The sequence below is a fragment of the Bradyrhizobium sp. CSS354 genome, assembly GCF_029051725.1.
Lineage (GTDB): Bacteria > Pseudomonadota > Alphaproteobacteria > Rhizobiales > Xanthobacteraceae > Bradyrhizobium.
This window is the reverse complement of record NZ_JAACFU010000008.1, coordinates 150,869-165,537: the sequence shown is the minus strand read 5'-3', so window position 1 is coordinate 165,537 and position 14,669 is coordinate 150,869. Positions and strand designations below refer to the sequence as shown.

At 64.5% G+C, this 14,669-nt stretch carries 13 protein-coding genes; 10 read left to right on the top strand and 3 right to left on the bottom strand.

Going from position 1 to position 14,669, the window contains the following annotated elements:
- The first annotated feature begins 729 nt into the window (after nt 1-729).
- From GWG67_RS21090 to GWG67_RS21080, 3 genes are read left to right on the top strand one after another with little or no spacing between them, the layout of a single operon-like run.
- Nucleotides 730-1,101, top strand: a complete 372-nt coding sequence (locus tag GWG67_RS21090) for a hypothetical protein (RefSeq protein ID WP_275171219.1) — start codon at nt 730-732, stop codon at nt 1,099-1,101.
- Nucleotides 1,098-1,286 (top strand): hypothetical protein, encoded by a 189-nt coding sequence (locus GWG67_RS21085; protein WP_007590634.1) that lies wholly within the window; start codon nt 1,098-1,100, stop codon nt 1,284-1,286. Before GWG67_RS21090 ends, GWG67_RS21085 begins: the two co-directional genes overlap by 4 nt.
- Nucleotides 1,287-1,336: 50 nt before the next feature.
- Nucleotides 1,337-1,642, top strand: a complete 306-nt coding sequence (locus GWG67_RS21080; RefSeq protein ID WP_275171218.1) for a hypothetical protein — start codon at nt 1,337-1,339, stop codon at nt 1,640-1,642.
- 91 nt (nt 1,643-1,733) lie between these two features.
- On the opposite strand, the gene GWG67_RS21075 is transcribed toward GWG67_RS21080, so the two are convergent.
- Complete coding sequence (locus GWG67_RS21075; protein ID WP_275171217.1) at nt 1,734-3,923, bottom strand: lytic transglycosylase domain-containing protein; 2,190 nt, start codon at nt 3,921-3,923, stop codon at nt 1,734-1,736.
- A gap of 324 nt (nt 3,924-4,247) precedes the next feature.
- Here GWG67_RS21075 and GWG67_RS21070 point away from each other — a divergent pair, with 324 nt between their 5' ends.
- From GWG67_RS21070 to GWG67_RS21045, 6 genes are all read left to right on the top strand, one after another.
- Nucleotides 4,248-5,984, top strand: coding sequence for an adenylate/guanylate cyclase domain-containing protein (locus GWG67_RS21070; RefSeq protein WP_275171216.1), 1,737 nt, complete (start codon nt 4,248-4,250; stop codon nt 5,982-5,984).
- Between the two features lie 105 nt (nt 5,985-6,089).
- Complete coding sequence (locus tag GWG67_RS21065) at nt 6,090-6,266, top strand: hypothetical protein (protein ID WP_007590638.1); 177 nt, start codon at nt 6,090-6,092, stop codon at nt 6,264-6,266.
- 150 nt (nt 6,267-6,416) lie between these two features.
- Nucleotides 6,417-6,629: a hypothetical protein gene (locus tag GWG67_RS21060; protein WP_275171215.1), complete on the top strand. Its 213-nt coding sequence runs from the start codon at nt 6,417-6,419 to the stop codon at nt 6,627-6,629.
- 112 nt (nt 6,630-6,741) lie between these two features.
- Complete coding sequence (locus GWG67_RS21055) at nt 6,742-6,999, top strand: hypothetical protein (RefSeq protein WP_275171214.1); 258 nt, start codon at nt 6,742-6,744, stop codon at nt 6,997-6,999.
- Nucleotides 7,000-8,401: 1,402 nt separating this feature from the next.
- Nucleotides 8,402-10,126 (top strand): dihydroxy-acid dehydratase, encoded by a 1,725-nt coding sequence (gene ilvD / locus GWG67_RS21050; protein ID WP_275171213.1) that lies wholly within the window; start codon nt 8,402-8,404, stop codon nt 10,124-10,126.
- A complete protein-coding gene (locus tag GWG67_RS21045) occupies nt 10,113-10,934 on the top strand; it encodes a tetratricopeptide repeat protein (protein WP_275171212.1) in 822 nt (273 codons plus the stop codon). The genes ilvD and GWG67_RS21045 overlap by 14 nt, the downstream gene beginning before the upstream one ends.
- A 15-nt stretch (nt 10,935-10,949) precedes the next feature.
- On the opposite strand, the gene xth is transcribed toward GWG67_RS21045, so the two are convergent.
- Nucleotides 10,950-11,747, bottom strand: coding sequence for an exodeoxyribonuclease III (xth, locus tag GWG67_RS21040; RefSeq protein ID WP_247462342.1), 798 nt, complete (start codon nt 11,745-11,747; stop codon nt 10,950-10,952).
- Nucleotides 11,748-11,880: 133 nt separating this feature from the next.
- Between xth and GWG67_RS21035 the strand changes: the two genes are divergently transcribed.
- Nucleotides 11,881-14,211 (top strand): ATP-binding protein, encoded by a 2,331-nt coding sequence (locus GWG67_RS21035; protein ID WP_275171211.1) that lies wholly within the window; start codon nt 11,881-11,883, stop codon nt 14,209-14,211.
- Nucleotides 14,212-14,220: 9 nt separating this feature from the next.
- On the opposite strand, the gene erpA is transcribed toward GWG67_RS21035, so the two are convergent.
- Nucleotides 14,221-14,550, bottom strand: a complete 330-nt coding sequence (erpA, locus tag GWG67_RS21030) for an iron-sulfur cluster insertion protein ErpA (protein ID WP_007610737.1) — start codon at nt 14,548-14,550, stop codon at nt 14,221-14,223.
- Nucleotides 14,551-14,669 lie beyond the last annotated feature (119 nt).

Genomic DNA, 14,669 nt, shown 5'->3' with positions numbered 1-14,669 from the left:
GTGGGGCAGGGCGAGTAGAGCACTTTGCGACAGCAGGGGCAATTCCCTGATCAAAGCAGGATTCCGCATCGAAAGTTCGCGGGCTCCGTGCAGCTTGCCAGCGTTGCGCCGTCTCGTTGCGAGCGGACGAAACTCCGGTAAATCACCGGACAAACCTATGTATAGGTCGCGCAATCCTAGTCATACGCTGCATTTACCTCCGTACAATTGAGCGGCCCGTCACATGGGGACTAGTCTCACCGGCAATCCAGTGGTGTCGATCGCGACGCATGAACAGTCGAGTAGCGCGGCGTCGTGCACTCAAGAGGCCAGCTTCGCCTCCGCCGGCGCTGACTTGCCGATGATCTGGCTGGTCACGATTGAGAAGCCGCATTTCGTTGACGAACGTGATGATTGTGCATCAGCGCCCGTGGGGATCCTCGACCGCCAGAGGCGCCCATCAGAGGCCAGGAGGAGAGGATCATGTGCGATAAGCCCGAACACTCCGAGCGCCCTTCCGCCGCAAAAAGCTGCGCCGTCTGCAGCGGGAAGTTCGGCCTGATCCGGTATTATTCCTGGCGAGCGCCGCTTTGCTCCCGGAAATGTCTCGATCGCTTCAGGGCGCGCCGCGAACGCGATCGCCGATGGCTGTTTCGGTCTCAGGCGGCGTAAGCGCCAGTCACCGGATCCGCTGCGTTCGGCAATTCTGGATCGGGAGGCTGCGCGTTGAACCGTTGTTGCAAGCTCCTCTTGGCGATCACGCTGCCGCTTTCGTTGATGACGGGAGCGGAGGCGGACGAGGCCGGACAGGATGGCGCACATCGTCGTCATCCGCCTCGGGATCTGCTCCTGCACGAGCAGTTCTATTCGAGTTGGCACATGCCGGATAATCCGGTGCTGACTTGCTGCAACAACGCCGACTGCTACCCGACCGAGATACGGCGAGTCGAGGGGAGCATCTACGCGCTGCGCCGGGAAGACGGGAAATACATCCTCATTCCGCCTCAGAAGGTCGAGCGAAACAGGGATAATCCCGACGGCCGCAACCATCTTTGCGCGCCGCCGCCGTCCGCCTCTCTCGTCGACACGGTCTACTGCTTTGCGCTCGGAGGTGCCACATGAGGTTCATATTGGTGAACGGCAGGACCCCTTTCCGCAAAACGTTCTGCCTCTGGTGCTGCGAGGAGATCAGCGGCGGCTATCTGCGCGATGCGAAGACGCTGCTGCCCTACTGCGGCTACGAGTGTTACGCGCTTCATGGCGAAGCTGCGCCGCTGATCGAGGGGCGCACACGAGCGGCGTCTTGAGCGGCAGGGGAGCGAAACCGGCGGTGGATCTGCCGTCAGGGTGAGAGGACATGACGATGAGATTCATGCTCGTCAATCAGGAAGGGCCTCGCCACGGCGGTACCTGCAGCGCGTTCGCGCAGCCGCTGGGCGCGAGTTACGTCCGCCATGTGCCCGCTGAGCGGCGGTACTGCGACTATGATTGCTACCGTCGATATCAGCAGACAACGGTGGAAATGCTCTGGCCTTACCGCAGTTCGCTCGAAGCGATTACGGTGTCGAGCTGGAACTGGATACTGCAGACGGGCGCGCTCTCGCGCTCGCTGACGGAAGCATTTCTGCGCGCGTACGAACCCTCTGACCACGGAAGGAGGTGACGGCTCGCCAAACGATGCGGACCCGCGCAGAGAGGTCGGTCGCAGTCACTGCATCCAGCTTCACGCCGCGTCCAGCCCCGGCGTCGCGAAGCTAGGGCGCGGCGGCTGCGGCCGATGCCGTCGGCATCGCGCCCACGTTCGGCGTCGTAACGCGCTGCTCGGACTTCGCCGCGACGACGCTGCTGGCCTCAAACCTCGCACGGTAGACCAGCACGTTCTCGATCACGCGCTGAACGTAGTTGCGCGTCTCCGACAGCGGGATCCGCTCGACCCAGTCGACCGGATCGACCTTGGGATCCCTGGGGTCGCCGCGCGCCTGCACCCATTCGCGCACGCGGCCCCGGCCGGCATTGTAGCCGGCGAAGGTCATGATCTGGTTGCCGCGGTATTCCGACATCAGCGCGCTGAGCTCCGCCGCGCCCATCTGCGTGTTGTAGACGGGATCGGAGACCATCTTGTCCCAGTCGTAGGTCAGGCCGAAGCGCTTTGCGGTGTCGCGGCCCGCTTCCGGCGTCACCTGCATCAACCCGACTGCGTTGGCGGCCGATTTGTCGCGCTGATCGAACGAGCTTTCGGTGCGCGCCACCGAATAGATCACGCTGGGCTCGATCGCGGGCGCGACCTGCTTATGTTCAGGGATGCCGATGGTCGGGAAGGCGTAGTGATCGAGCGCGAGCCCGCGCGCCAGCGCCGACTTGCCGACCTCCAGCATCACGCGCGCGTCGTTGCGCCGGCCAGCGAGTTCGCCGAGCGCCTCGAGTGCCGCGACGTCGGTACTCTCCTTGGCGAAATCTTCGGCGTAGTAAAACACCATGTCGCGCTCACCGACGCCGTACAGCATGTCGGCGGCACGCACGCGCTCGTCCGTGAGCGGCGTGTCGACTGCTGCCAGCACGGGCGAGGGCGCGCGCAGCTCGATGCGGTCGAGACCGAGCCTGGCGCGGGCGAGCTGGCCGTAATAGGCGGTCGGATAGCGCGCCGCCGCCTGATAGCTCAGGCGCGCATCGGCGGTTGCGTTCATCGCCTCGGCCGCGCGGCCGCGCCAATAATGCGCGCGCGACAGCGCGATCGGATTGGCCGAGCCTTCGTCGATCGCGGCGAAGTGCGTCATCGCCGCCTTGGGATCCTCGAGATAGCGCAGCGCGATCCAGCCGCACATGAAGTGATGGTCGACACGATAGACTTCCATCGCGGGCACGGCCGCCGAGCGCACCAAATCATAGGCGGTTTTGAACTTGCCCTGGTCGAGCAGCTTTCGCGCCAGCAGGCGGCGCTCGCGCCACCAGGCGTCGGTGTCCTGCGCCGCCATCGTATCGGGCGCGGCGGCCAGGATCACCTCGGCTGCGTCGTCGATGCGGTCATTCTGGAGATGCCATTGCGCGCGGCACAGCACATAGCCGAGGTCGCGGCGCGCCTCGGCTGAGACGTCCTCGAGATAATCCTTGGCCTTGCTGGCCTTGCCGGTGACGGCGGCGCAGGCCTTGACGATCGCGAGCGCATCCTCGCCGAGCCGCTTGGCTGCGCGCCGCGCCCCCGAATAGTCCTTGGCGCCGAGACGCTTGTCCATGCGGGCGCGATGATCCTCGGCGGTCAGGAGATCGCGGAACGCTTCGTAGGAATCCTCCTCGCTGCGCTCGGACAATTCGTCCGTGCGCCAGGCCTCGCGCACCAGACGCGCGGCCCTGTCGCTGTCGCCCTCAGTCATCAGCACGCGGGCGAGCGCGAACTTGCCCTTGGCGCTGGTCGGCCGGTCCATCGTGAATTTGTGCACGGTCGCCGCGTCGGCTTTCTCCTGCCACAGCCGCGCCTCGGCCCGGCGGCGGAGCAGCGCGCTGCTCGGCCAGTCCGGATTGGCGGCGAGGAAGGCGGCGTAGCGCTTAAAATTCGCCGTGCTTTCGGAATGGCGCAGCATGAACCAGTCGGCGAGCTTCTGCCCCGCCGGGTCGGCAATGCGGTCGCGCGCCGCGCTCGCATCCTCGGTCTTGCCCTTCCGCGCGAGATCGATGGCATCCTTCAGCGCGGCGAGATCGCCAGTCAGCGGCGGGGCTGCCAACTTGTCCGATGGCGCGTCGTCCTGCTTCTTCGAGTTGCGCTTGGCCTCGGCATGCTTGCCGTGCCGCGCTTTGCTGGTGGAGGCGTGGCGCTGCTTGCCGGCTTTCGCCTCATGCGTCTTCTTCGGCGCGGATGATTTGTGACTGCTCTTCGCTGCCAGCTCGGTAGGGATGAAGGCCAAGGCGGCCACGGCAACGACACACGCGAGCGAGCGTAGGCACTGGTTCATTCCGTGGTCCCCCTGCGAAACCAGTACAAACCAAAGTCCGCGACGATATGCGGCTCGAGAATCAAAACGGCGTCAAAAACGGTGACACGACATCGTTTCGCATTCCTCACGCTCCCGCAACAATGCGGCGAAATACGGATAAGGGCGGGAACTCGTGTGACGGCGGATAGAGCCGGGGACTCTTAACCTTTGTTAACCAGTCAGGCTCGCGCGACGGTTGCGGGCGGCTCTCGGCGCCACGGCGGCCTGATTGTGCGTATTCCCGCGGCTAAATAGCGTGTATTGGGTTCCATAGTAGTTCCTTCAGCCCATTGCCCACACCCCATGCCGCTTTTCAACCAGTCGATCCGGCGCAAGATCGTCGGCATCGCCCTCGGATTGATCGTCCTGATGCTGGTCACCTCGATCCTGTCGATGGTGATGTCGAGCCAGGTCGGCGTCCTCCTGGACGAGCTGACCAACCGTTACATCCCGGCGTACAGCCATCTCGCCCGCGCCAATATCCGCTCGCTGGAGCGGGCGCTGGCGCTGCGGCGAATGGTCATGACGAGGATGGGAACGGCGTCGGACGAGGAGGCCTACGCGGCGCGGCTTCGCGATTTCGAGGCATTGGACCGCAAGTTCGAGGAGGAGGCCGAGACCGCGCGCAAGCTCATCAACGCCATCATCGACGACCCCAGGACCTCTTCCGACAACGCCGCACTGGCACGGCTCGACGTTCGTATCGAGAGCGCTGTCACCGAGCTGCGGCGCAATCTGGACGAGGGCAATACGAAACTGCTCAAGCAGATCGAGGCCAAGGACATGGCCGAGGCCCGCGGCACGCTGGAACAGCTCGACTCGATGCGCGATGCGTTCAACCGGAAGGTCGACGCGATCCGCGGCGACATGCTGACGCAGGTCTTCTTCTCGACGTCGCAGGTGATCAGTCGGCAATACCAGGCGATTATCGTGTCGGGAGTCGTGACCTTGCTGGCAGCGGTGCTCGGATTTGCCTTTGCGCTCCTGGTGTCCAGCGGCATTACGCGCCCGGTGCGGCTGCTGCTCGCCGGCACGCGCGAGGTCGAGGCCGGCCGCTTCGACAAGACCATCACCGTCTCCACCCAGGACGAGATCGGCGAGCTGGCCGCAGCCTTCAACCGCATGACCGAGCAGCTCAGGCACAACGAGCGCATCCGCGAGACCTTTGGCCGCTACATCGATCCCAAGGTCGTGCAGGGCCTGATCGACCGGCCGGAGGTCGCCATCGACGGCCAGCGCCGGATCATGACCATCATGTTCTGCGACATGAGCGGCTTCACCGCGATGAGCGAGGGCATGACCCCGCGCGGCCTGGTCAGGGTGATGAACCACTATTTCACGATGATGTCCGGTCCGATCAGGAGCAACCGCGGCATCATCGACAAATATATCGGCGACGCCATCATGGCCTATTGGGGCCCGCCCTTCATCGAGGAGGACGAGCCGGCGTTGCTCGCAGGCCTTGCCGCCATCGACATGGCTGATCAGGTGCCCGCGCTGCAGAAGCAATTGCCGGATCTGCTCGGCATCCGCGCCATGCCGGCATTGTGCGATTTGCGGATCGGCATCGCGACCGGCGAGGTCCTGACCGGCAGCATCGGCTCCGAGCTGATGATGAGCTTCACCGTGATGGGCGATGCCGTGAACCTCGCCTCGCGGCTGGAGGCCGTCAACAAGACCTATGGCACGCGTATCCTCATCTCGCAGGCAACGGCGGATGCGATCGGCTCGCAGCTCGAATTGCGCGAGGTCGACCGTCTTGCGGTCGCCGGCCAGAGCGCGCCGCAAACGATCTTCGAGGTGATGGGCCGGGCAGGCGCGCTCACTGCCCCGCATGAGAGCCTGCGTTCGCACTACGCCGGAGGCCTCGCCGCCTATCGCGCCCGCCGCTTCGACGAAGCCCGTGCCGCCTTCAACGGGGCACTCGAAGCGGTCCCGGGCGACGGTCCTTCGCGCGCGCTGCTTGCCCGTATTGCGCAGTTCGAAGCCAATCCGCCGGGCGAGGGCTGGGACGGCGCCTGGCGGCTGGAGCAGAAATAGCCGGCCCCGCGGGAAAAATTGATTCTACTCGATAACGATGTTCGCCGTGACCTATTTCCCGGGCTTAGGTTTGGTGTCCTTGAGGCGTTTGACGGGGACGCGCCGATGACAGAACTTGAGAACAGGCTCGAACGGTTCGAGACGCTCACCGCCGAATGCGAGCTGATCGCCAGGCTCGCCACCGACAGCACCAAGCGCGAGTTTTATCTGAAGCTTTCGGAGCAGTACCGCCAATTGGCGGTTGACATGCGGCAGGCCATCGCGAGCAAAGCTGCGGCCTGACACCGGCAATCCGTTCTTAACACTTGGCGCGCATCCTCAATGGAGATGCGGGGGACGCTTACTGTGCTTCTCCGCTGAGGGAATGCCGTTGCACGTTGCGGTGCAGCGCGCCTCGCGAGATTGTTTTGTCGTGCCTCACAGGGCGATCCCATGCGCCTCCTTGCGGTCATCATGTTTGGACTCATGACGGCAGCCTGCAACCAGGAGCAGGACATCACCGGCTCGACCCCGGTCTGCGCGATGCGGAACTACACGTCCTTCAATCCCCGCGACATGAACCAGTGCGTCGCTGCCTGCAAGGCGTGCGATCACGGCAACACCGTCACCTGCAGCACGTCGTGCACGCTCAAGGGCGCCCACTGAGCCGCTCCGCCCCCCAATTTGGGGCCGACGGTGCCTTGACGGTGTTTTGGCACCGGAACGATTCACATGGATTAATCATTGAAGGGGATGGCAGGACGCGGAGTCCTTTGGAATGGGTATGCTCGATCCCGGTCGGTTCCTGGTGTCATGCTCGCATTGCGCGGCCTGGCCGATGGCGGCCAATGTGAAACGTTCGAGCTGGTCGGCTTCGCCAAACGAGGTCCGCTTCGTGTGCCCGCGCTGCCGCCGCGAGGAGACCGCGATCATCTCCGCCTCCGGCGAGTTGACGCCGATCCGGCGCGTCGACGTCCCGCCGCGCGACGTCACCACGGCCTGGGCTCAGGCCCAGCGCGCAAGAGGGCGAGCGTAGCAAGGACAAGAGGGTGAGGCGCTGAGGTCGAGTCAAGGCGATGACGGAACCCAGCGCCGCAACGCGACTGCCGCCCAGACCGTTTCCGACGAACCCGAACGGCCAGGCGCCACGAAGCTGTCACGGTTGACCGTCGGGCAAAACATCTGACCAATCCTCGACACGTCCGTGTCAATGCGCATCTGCAAAAATATTCCGCTTTACCGAAATTCGGAAATGGCGTATGTGTCGACTATCCCGGCTCATCCTTGAGGGGCGATCTTGTGGTCGTCACGTTCGCGAGCCGGGCTTGCGGTGGACGCGGCAGCGTTCGGGTGCGAGAGGTGTGGGCAGGGCGGATTGCTCTCCGTGAGCCCAAAACTTCGTTCCGACGAGCGGCGCTGTCAGGCTTCGTCTCGTCGGTAAGTTTCCGGCTCCGTCGACAGGGCTGGGAAAACTGCGGCGAAATGGCGGGGCCGTGCGTACGGCAAAACCGTGTGGTCCTGGCCGTCGTTGCTACGGTCAAGCCCTGGCGAATGTGGCATCTGCGTCAACCGGCGCGGTGCCGGTGAATTTCGCGAGGACGAGGGAGGCCAGCAGGAACTCGGCTCCCGGGAGAGCACGGCATAAGCCGTCCGACCATCGCGCAGGGAAGGCCGAGTGATTGGCTACACCTGTATGCTGCTGTGCGGTTTTCCTGCGTGTGCTTTTCGCGCAGCGGACCGCGGGTGCCAGCCGGCACCCGGCCTTCCCTGCGCCCTCTTGTTTTGAGGGTGGAATGACCAGGCAAAACTCGGGCGAATTGCGCCGCGAGGACGCGAAGCTGTGTCTGCAATTCAATGCGAGCTTGAAGAGCGGCGCTATCGCCTCATACTCCGCCATTGCGAGCGCAGCAAAGCAATCCAGTCTGTCGCCGCGGAAAGATTCTGGATTGCTTCGCTACGCTCGCAATGACGATGTGGAGAGAGTGTGCGCCACACTCGCTCTCGTGCCGCCGACGCGCGCAGCAACGTCAAGCGCCTTTAGCGCATGTGGGAGACGCGGTGGGCGATGCTGAAGGCGCCGACTCACCTGGCGGGCCTCTTAGCGCGCCGAAATGAGGCGACGCACGCGTGCTGAAAACCTTAAGTTGTGGATCGTCCTCCCGGCAGGGGTATCGCGGTAAGCGCGCCCGTGTCCTCCAGGCCACGATTGTGCCGTCCGCGCAACACTCGCCACGGATTTAACCATCATCTCTGTCCGTTCGCATCAACGCCGCTTTTTGGCCACACCCGAACATGAATAAAATCACTCTAATGTTTTAGCGGCAGTCGGTGGTCCTCGAAGGCGACGGGAAATCCCCAAGGTCGATCCAAAAGGTCGATTCAAATCTTGGCTCTGATTTTTCGGGTCTGAAAGGGTTGGCCGGGGAAACTGGTTTGCGATGGACGCGAAGACCGACATCAAGAAGAGGCTGCCGAGCCGTCACGTGACGGAAGGCCCTGCGCGCGCGCCCCATCGCTCCTACCTCTACGCCATGGGTCTGACCACCGAGCAGATCCACCAGCCCTTCGTCGGCGTCGCCTCGTGCTGGAACGAGGCCGCGCCCTGCAACATCTCCCTGATGCGCCAGGCGCAGGCGGTGAAAAAGGGCGTGGCAGCCGCTGGCGGCACGCCGCGGGAATTCTGCACCATCACCGTGACTGACGGCATCGCCATGGGCCATGACGGCATGCGCTCCTCGCTGCCGTCACGCGAATGCATTGCCGATTCCGTCGAATTGACGATCCGCGGTCACGCCTATGACGCCCTCGTTGGCCTCGCCGGCTGCGACAAGTCGCTGCCGGGGATGATGATGGCGATGGTCCGCCTCAACGTGCCCTCGATCTTCATCTATGGCGGCTCGATCCTGCCCGGCAATTTCCGGGGCCAGCAGGTCACCGTGCAAGACATGTTCGAAGCCGTCGGCAAGCACTCCGTCGGCGCGATGTCCGACGAGGACCTCGACGAGATCGAGCGCGTGGCGTGCCCCTCGGCGGGTGCCTGCGGCGCGCAGTTCACCGCCAACACGATGGCGACCGTCTCCGAGGCGATCGGGCTGGCGCTGCCGTACTCGGCTGGAGCTCCGGCCCCCTATGAAATTCGTGACGCCTTCTGCATGACCGCGGGCGAGCAGGTCATGGAGTTGATCGCTCAAAACATCCGGCCGCGCGACATCGTCACCCTCAAGGCGCTGGAGAATGCCGCCGCCGTGGTCGCCGCGTCCGGTGGCTCAACTAATGCTGCACTGCACCTGCCGGCGATCGCGCACGAGTGCGGCATCAAGTTCGACTTGTTCGACGTCGCCGAAATCTTCAAAAAGACACCGTACGTCGCGGATTTGAAGCCGGGCGGCCGTTATGTCGCCAAAGACATGTTTGAAGTAGGTGGCATACCGCTTCTGATGAAGACGCTGCTCGACAACGGATTTCTCCACGGTGACTGCATGACCGTCACCGGTCGAACGATCGCCGAAAACCTCAAAAGCGTGAAGTGGAATCCGCACCAGGACGTGGTGCACCCGGCAGACAAGCCCATCACCGTCACCGGCGGTGTGGTTGGTCTGAAGGGCAATTTGGCGCCAGAAGGTGCGATCGTGAAAGTCGCGGGAATGTCCAACCTCAGGTTCACCGGTCCGGCCAGGTGCTTCGACCGTGAGGAGGATGCTTTCGAGGCCGTCCAGAAGCGCACCTACCGCGAAGGCGAAGTCATCGTGATCCGCTACGAGGGGCCCAAGGGCGGTCCCGGCATGCGGGAAATGCTCCAGACCACCGCGGCGCTGACCGGCCAGGGCATGGGCGGCAAGATTGCGCTCATCACCGACGGCCGCTTCTCCGGCGCCACCCGCGGCTTCTGCATCGGCCATGTCGGGCCGGAAGCCGCCATCGGCGGCCCGATCGGGCTGCTCGAGGACGGCGATATCATCGAGATCGACGCGGTCGCCGGTACCCTTAACGTAAAATTGAGCGACCAGGAGCTTGCCCAGCGCAAGACCAAATGGACCGCTCGCGCGACTAACCACACGACGGGCGCGCTCTGGAAATATGCTCAGCAGGTTGGACCAGCGGTCGGTGGGGCAGTGACCCATCCGGGCGGCGCGCACGAGAAACAGTGCTATGCGGACATCTAGGCGTACAATCGTTGCGTTTGTGTTGGGGGCCACCGCGCTGGCCGCGCCGGCGCTCGCCTTTGACGGCGCACCCGTCAGCCAGAAGGATGCGACCATCCCGGTGGTCACGACCCTGCCGGGCGCAGCAGGCAAGGTGCGCAATGTACCGCCAGTCGTGCCCCAGGAAACCTCGCTCAGCGCCCTGCAATATGCCGCGGAGGGGGGCCACCCCATCGCGCAGTGGAAGCTCGGCCGCATGTACGCCAATGGCGACGGCGTCGCCCAGGACGATGTGCGCGCGTTCGAGTATTTCACCCGCATCGCCAACGCGCATGCCGAGGACAGCCCGTCCGCGCCGCAGGCGCAGATCGTCGCCAACGCCTTTGTGGCGCTGGGCCGCTATTATCTCAGCGGCATCCCGAACTCGAAGGTCAAGCCGGACCACGAGCGGGCGCGGGAAATGTTCTCCTATGCCGCGTCCTATTTCGGCAATGCGGATGCGCAATACGATCTCGCCCGCCTGTACCTGAAGACACCGGACGCTTCGCGCGAGGATTTCCGCTACGGCGCGCGCTGGCTTGGGCTCGCCGCGCAGAAGGGCCAGCACGAGGCCCAGGCGCTGCTCGGCCAGATGCTGTTCAACGGCGACCGCTTGCCGCGGCAGGCCGCACGCGGCCTGATGTGGCTGACGCTGGCGCGTGACAGCGCGGGCAGCGACGAGACCTGGATCAAGGAAAACTACAACCGCGCCTTCGCAAAGGCCTCCGACGACGATCGCGCCATGTGCCTGCAGATGCTGGAGCAATGGGTGCAGGGCCGCCGGGAGTGATGGGTCGAGGCGGCCTCACGCCGCCTCGAGATCGAGATCCGCCCACACCGGCACGTGGTCCGACGGCTTCTCCCAGCTGCGCACATAGCTGTCGATGCCGACATTGGCGAGCCGGTCGCTGGCCTGTGGCGACAGGAGCAGATGGTCGATCCGCAGGCCGTGGTTCTTCTGCCAGGCGCCGGCCTGGTAGTCCCAGAAGGTATAGAGCCCGGGCTCGTCGGTGACGGCCCGAAGCGCATCGGTCAGGCCGAGGCCGAGCAGGGACTGAAAACTCTCCCGCGTCTCGGGCTTGAACAGGGCGTCCTCGGTCCAGGCGGCGGGATTATGGACGTCCCGGGCATGCGGGATGACGTTGAAGTCGCCTGCGAGGATCAGCGGCTCCTCGGTCTTGAGGCGCTCCTTCGAATACTCAAGAAGCCGCGACATCCATTTGAGCTTGTAGGGATATTTCTCGGTCCCGACCGGATTGCCGTTGGGCAGATAGAGGCAGGCGATACGCAGCACTCCGCGCTTGAGCGTCACCACGCCTTCGAGGAAGCGGGCATGCGCATCCTCGTCGTCGCCGGCCAGCCCCGACTTGGTCTCGTCGAACCGCAGCTTCGAGAGCAGGGCGACACCGTTGAACGTCTTCTGCCCATGGGTGACCACGTTGTAGCCGAGCGCCTCGATCTCCAGCCGCGGGAAGGCCTCGTCGACACATTTGATCTCCTGGAGGCAGACGATGTCCGGCTGGCACTCCTTCAGCCAGGTCAGCAACAGGTCGATCCGCTGCCGGACCGAGTTCACGTTCCAGGTGGCTATTCTGATGGGCATCTTGGCGGCTCCGGGCAGGGGCCATGGTTAGAACAAAATGCAAACGCGCCCGTCAAGGACGCTGCGAAATCTCCCACAAAATTAACCCGGCTTAAGTCGGGGCTGGGCCATTGATCGTGAAAAGGTTTTTCGAATGGGACGGCCGGACAAATCCATGAAGCGAACCGAGCCCCGCCACGGGTTGATCGGTGCGTTCCTGTACTGGCTCGGCGGCTACGAGATCGAGGACGGCTTGACCGCCGGTCTCAGCGAGCGCGAGCTGAGCCGCATCCGCGCCAAGCAGATCGACGCCGTGATACAGCTGATCCCCGTGACCATGGCTGTCACCATGCTCAACGTCGCCGTTGTGCTGATACTGTTCTGGGGCAGGGGCTGGAACGACTTTCTCGCGATCTGGGGCATGACCCTCGCCACCGCCGCCTCGCTCGCGGTGCGCGCGTGGCGGCGCTCCCACCAGAGCCCGCCACAGGAAGCCTCGCCCCGCGCGGCGCGGCAAATGTTGCGGCAGGCGTTTTTCCTGGCCGCGATCTGGGGCACGCTGCCAGTCGCGCTGTTCAGCCGCATCGAGCCGACCAGCCAGCTCATTCTGGCCTGCCTGATGGTCGGCATGATGTCCGGCGGCGCCTTCACGCTCTCGACCTTCCCGCGCGCGGGCCTCGTCTATCTCGCGACGACGACGATCGCCTGCGCCGGGGCGTTGCTGTTGTGCGGCACCGGGCCTTACCTCGTGACCGCGGTGTTCCTGCTGCTGTTCGCGTTCTTCATGGCGCGCAACATCGTCTCGCAAGGCAATCTGTTCCTCGGCAATCTGAAGGCCCAGCTCGAGCTCGAGCGCCAGACCGAGATCATTTCGCTGTTGCTGAAGGATTTTCAGGAGAACGCCAGCGACTGGCTGTGGCAGACCGACGCCGAAGGGCATCTGGTCGACGTGCCCGAGCGCTTCGCCGCCGTAGCACAGCTCCCACTGCCGCTGCTGAAGGGCGCGCATTTCGCCGACGTGCTCGACATGCTGTGCCCCGAAGACAAGAGCGCGGCCTACAACGTCGTCGGCCTGATGGAGCACGCCGAACCGCTGCATGAGATGAACCTCAAGGTGGTCGCCGGCGGGGAGGCGCGGCTGTGGTCGCTCACTGCGAAGCCGGCCTACGACCGCGACGGTCAGTTCCTCGGCTATCGCGGCTTTGGCCGCGACGTGACCGAGCGCTGGCGCGCGGAAAAGGCCGAGGCCGAGAGCCGTGCCAAATCGGATTTCCTGGCGGTGATGAGCCACGAGATCCGCACGCCGATGAACGGCGTGCTCGGCCTTGCCAGCATGCTGCTGGAGACAAAACTCGATCCGGAGCAGCACGAGGCCGTCACCACGATCCGCGAGTCCGGCGACAATCTCCAGCGCATCCTCAACGACATCCTGGACCTCTCCAAGCTCGAGGCCGGACGCTTCGCGTTCGAGGTGATCGACTTCGCGCCGCAGGCGCTTGTCGAAGCGGTGGCGACCGTCGTGCGCGCGAGCGCCAAGAGCAAGGGGCTCGCGGTCAAGGTCGAGCTCGATCCCAACCTGCCGCCGACGCTGCGCGGCGATGTCGCGCGTATCCGCCAGGTCCTGCTCAATCTCGCCGCCAACGCGGTGAAGTTCACCGACGAAGGCGAAGTCACGATCGCGGCCGTCTGTCAGGCCCGCCGCGATCTGCTCGCCACCGTCGAATGGAGCGTGACCGACAGCGGCATCGGTATCGCTCCCGAGAAGCTTGGCCAGCTCTTCTCCGACTTCGCCCAGGCCGACGCCTCGATCAGCCGCCGCTTCGGCGGCACCGGGCTTGGGCTTGCGATCTCCCGGCGCATCATCGAGCAGATGGGCGGCACCATCGGCGTCACCTCGACGCCGGGCGAAGGCTCGACCTTCCGCTTCACGCTGGTGCTGCCGTGGAGCCAGGTGCAAACGTCCGATCACGACGCAGGCCGCGAGGAAGCCGACGATCTCAAGGCGCGTATCGCGGGCCTCGATCGACCGCTGAAGGTGCTGGTTGCCGAGGACGACGCCGTCAACCGCATGGTCGTGAGCAAGATGCTCGGTGCCTTCGATGTCGAGTTGCGCGTCGTGACCGACGGTGTCGAGGCCGTCGCGGCCGTGTCCGAGGGCGATTATGATATCGTGCTGATGGACGTCCGCATGCCCGAGATGGACGGCCTTGCCGCGACCCGCGCGATCCGCGCCGAGGGCGGACGCTTCGCGGCCTTGCCGATCATTGCGCTGACCGCCAATGCCTTCCCCGAGGACGTCAAGATCTGTCGCGAGGCGGGGATGTCCGACTTCCTGGCCAAACCGCTGCGCAAGCCCGCGCTAGTGACGGCGCTGCTGCGTGCGCTGGACGGCCAATGGGTGTCGGAGGACGCACCGCTTCAGCCGGAGCAGATGCCGGTCGAGGCGGACTGGACGGACGAGGAAAGGCAGGTCACCGGCGCTTAGCCGGCAACGTCAGATCGAGAAGCTGGTCCCGCAGCCGCAGGACGCCGTGGCATTGGGATTGTTGACGCGGAACGAGGCGCCGATCAGATCGTCGACGAAATCGACCTGCGACCCCGCCAGGAACGGCTGCGAGGCGGAATCGACCAGCACCACCGCATTGTCCTGCTCGATCACGAGATCGTCGTCGGTGCGGGCACGGTCAATGTCGAACTTGTACTGGAAGCCGGAGCAGCCGCCGCCCTCGACCGAGATCCGCAGCATCGCGCCAGACCCTTCGCCCTTGAGGATCTCCCCAATCCGGCGAGCGGCCTTGTCACTGATGGTCACGTCAGTCGTCATCGTTCGTCTCCGATAGCCCCGCAGTCACACCAAGGGCACCTGAAGGTCGCTTGCCCAATTCAGTTGGTATCCCGCGTCCGGCATAGTTAAGTGCCACCATACGCAGAATCAAATGGATA

Coding starts and splice junctions, on each gene's coding strand:
- GWG67_RS21065 (WP_007590638.1), top strand. CDS start 6,090: ATGACAGAACTTGAGAACAGGCTCGAACGGTTCGAGACGCTCACCGCC.
- GWG67_RS21080 (WP_275171218.1), top strand. CDS start 1,337: ATGACGATGAGATTCATGCTCGTCAATCAGGAAGGGCCTCGCCACGGC.
- GWG67_RS21055 (WP_275171214.1), top strand. CDS start 6,742: ATGGGTATGCTCGATCCCGGTCGGTTCCTGGTGTCATGCTCGCATTGC.
- GWG67_RS21060 (WP_275171215.1), top strand. CDS start 6,417: ATGCGCCTCCTTGCGGTCATCATGTTTGGACTCATGACGGCAGCCTGC.
- GWG67_RS21075 (WP_275171217.1), bottom strand. CDS start 3,923: ATGAACCAGTGCCTACGCTCGCTCGCGTGTGTCGTTGCCGTGGCCGCC.
- erpA (WP_007610737.1), bottom strand. CDS start 14,550: ATGACGACTGACGTGACCATCAGTGACAAGGCCGCTCGCCGGATTGGG.
- xth (WP_247462342.1), bottom strand. CDS start 11,747: ATGCCCATCAGAATAGCCACCTGGAACGTGAACTCGGTCCGGCAGCGG.
- GWG67_RS21070 (WP_275171216.1), top strand. CDS start 4,248: ATGCCGCTTTTCAACCAGTCGATCCGGCGCAAGATCGTCGGCATCGCC.
- GWG67_RS21085 (WP_007590634.1), top strand. CDS start 1,098: ATGAGGTTCATATTGGTGAACGGCAGGACCCCTTTCCGCAAAACGTTC.
- ilvD (WP_275171213.1), top strand. CDS start 8,402: ATGGACGCGAAGACCGACATCAAGAAGAGGCTGCCGAGCCGTCACGTG.
- GWG67_RS21045 (WP_275171212.1), top strand. CDS start 10,113: ATGCGGACATCTAGGCGTACAATCGTTGCGTTTGTGTTGGGGGCCACC.
- GWG67_RS21035 (WP_275171211.1), top strand. CDS start 11,881: ATGGGACGGCCGGACAAATCCATGAAGCGAACCGAGCCCCGCCACGGG.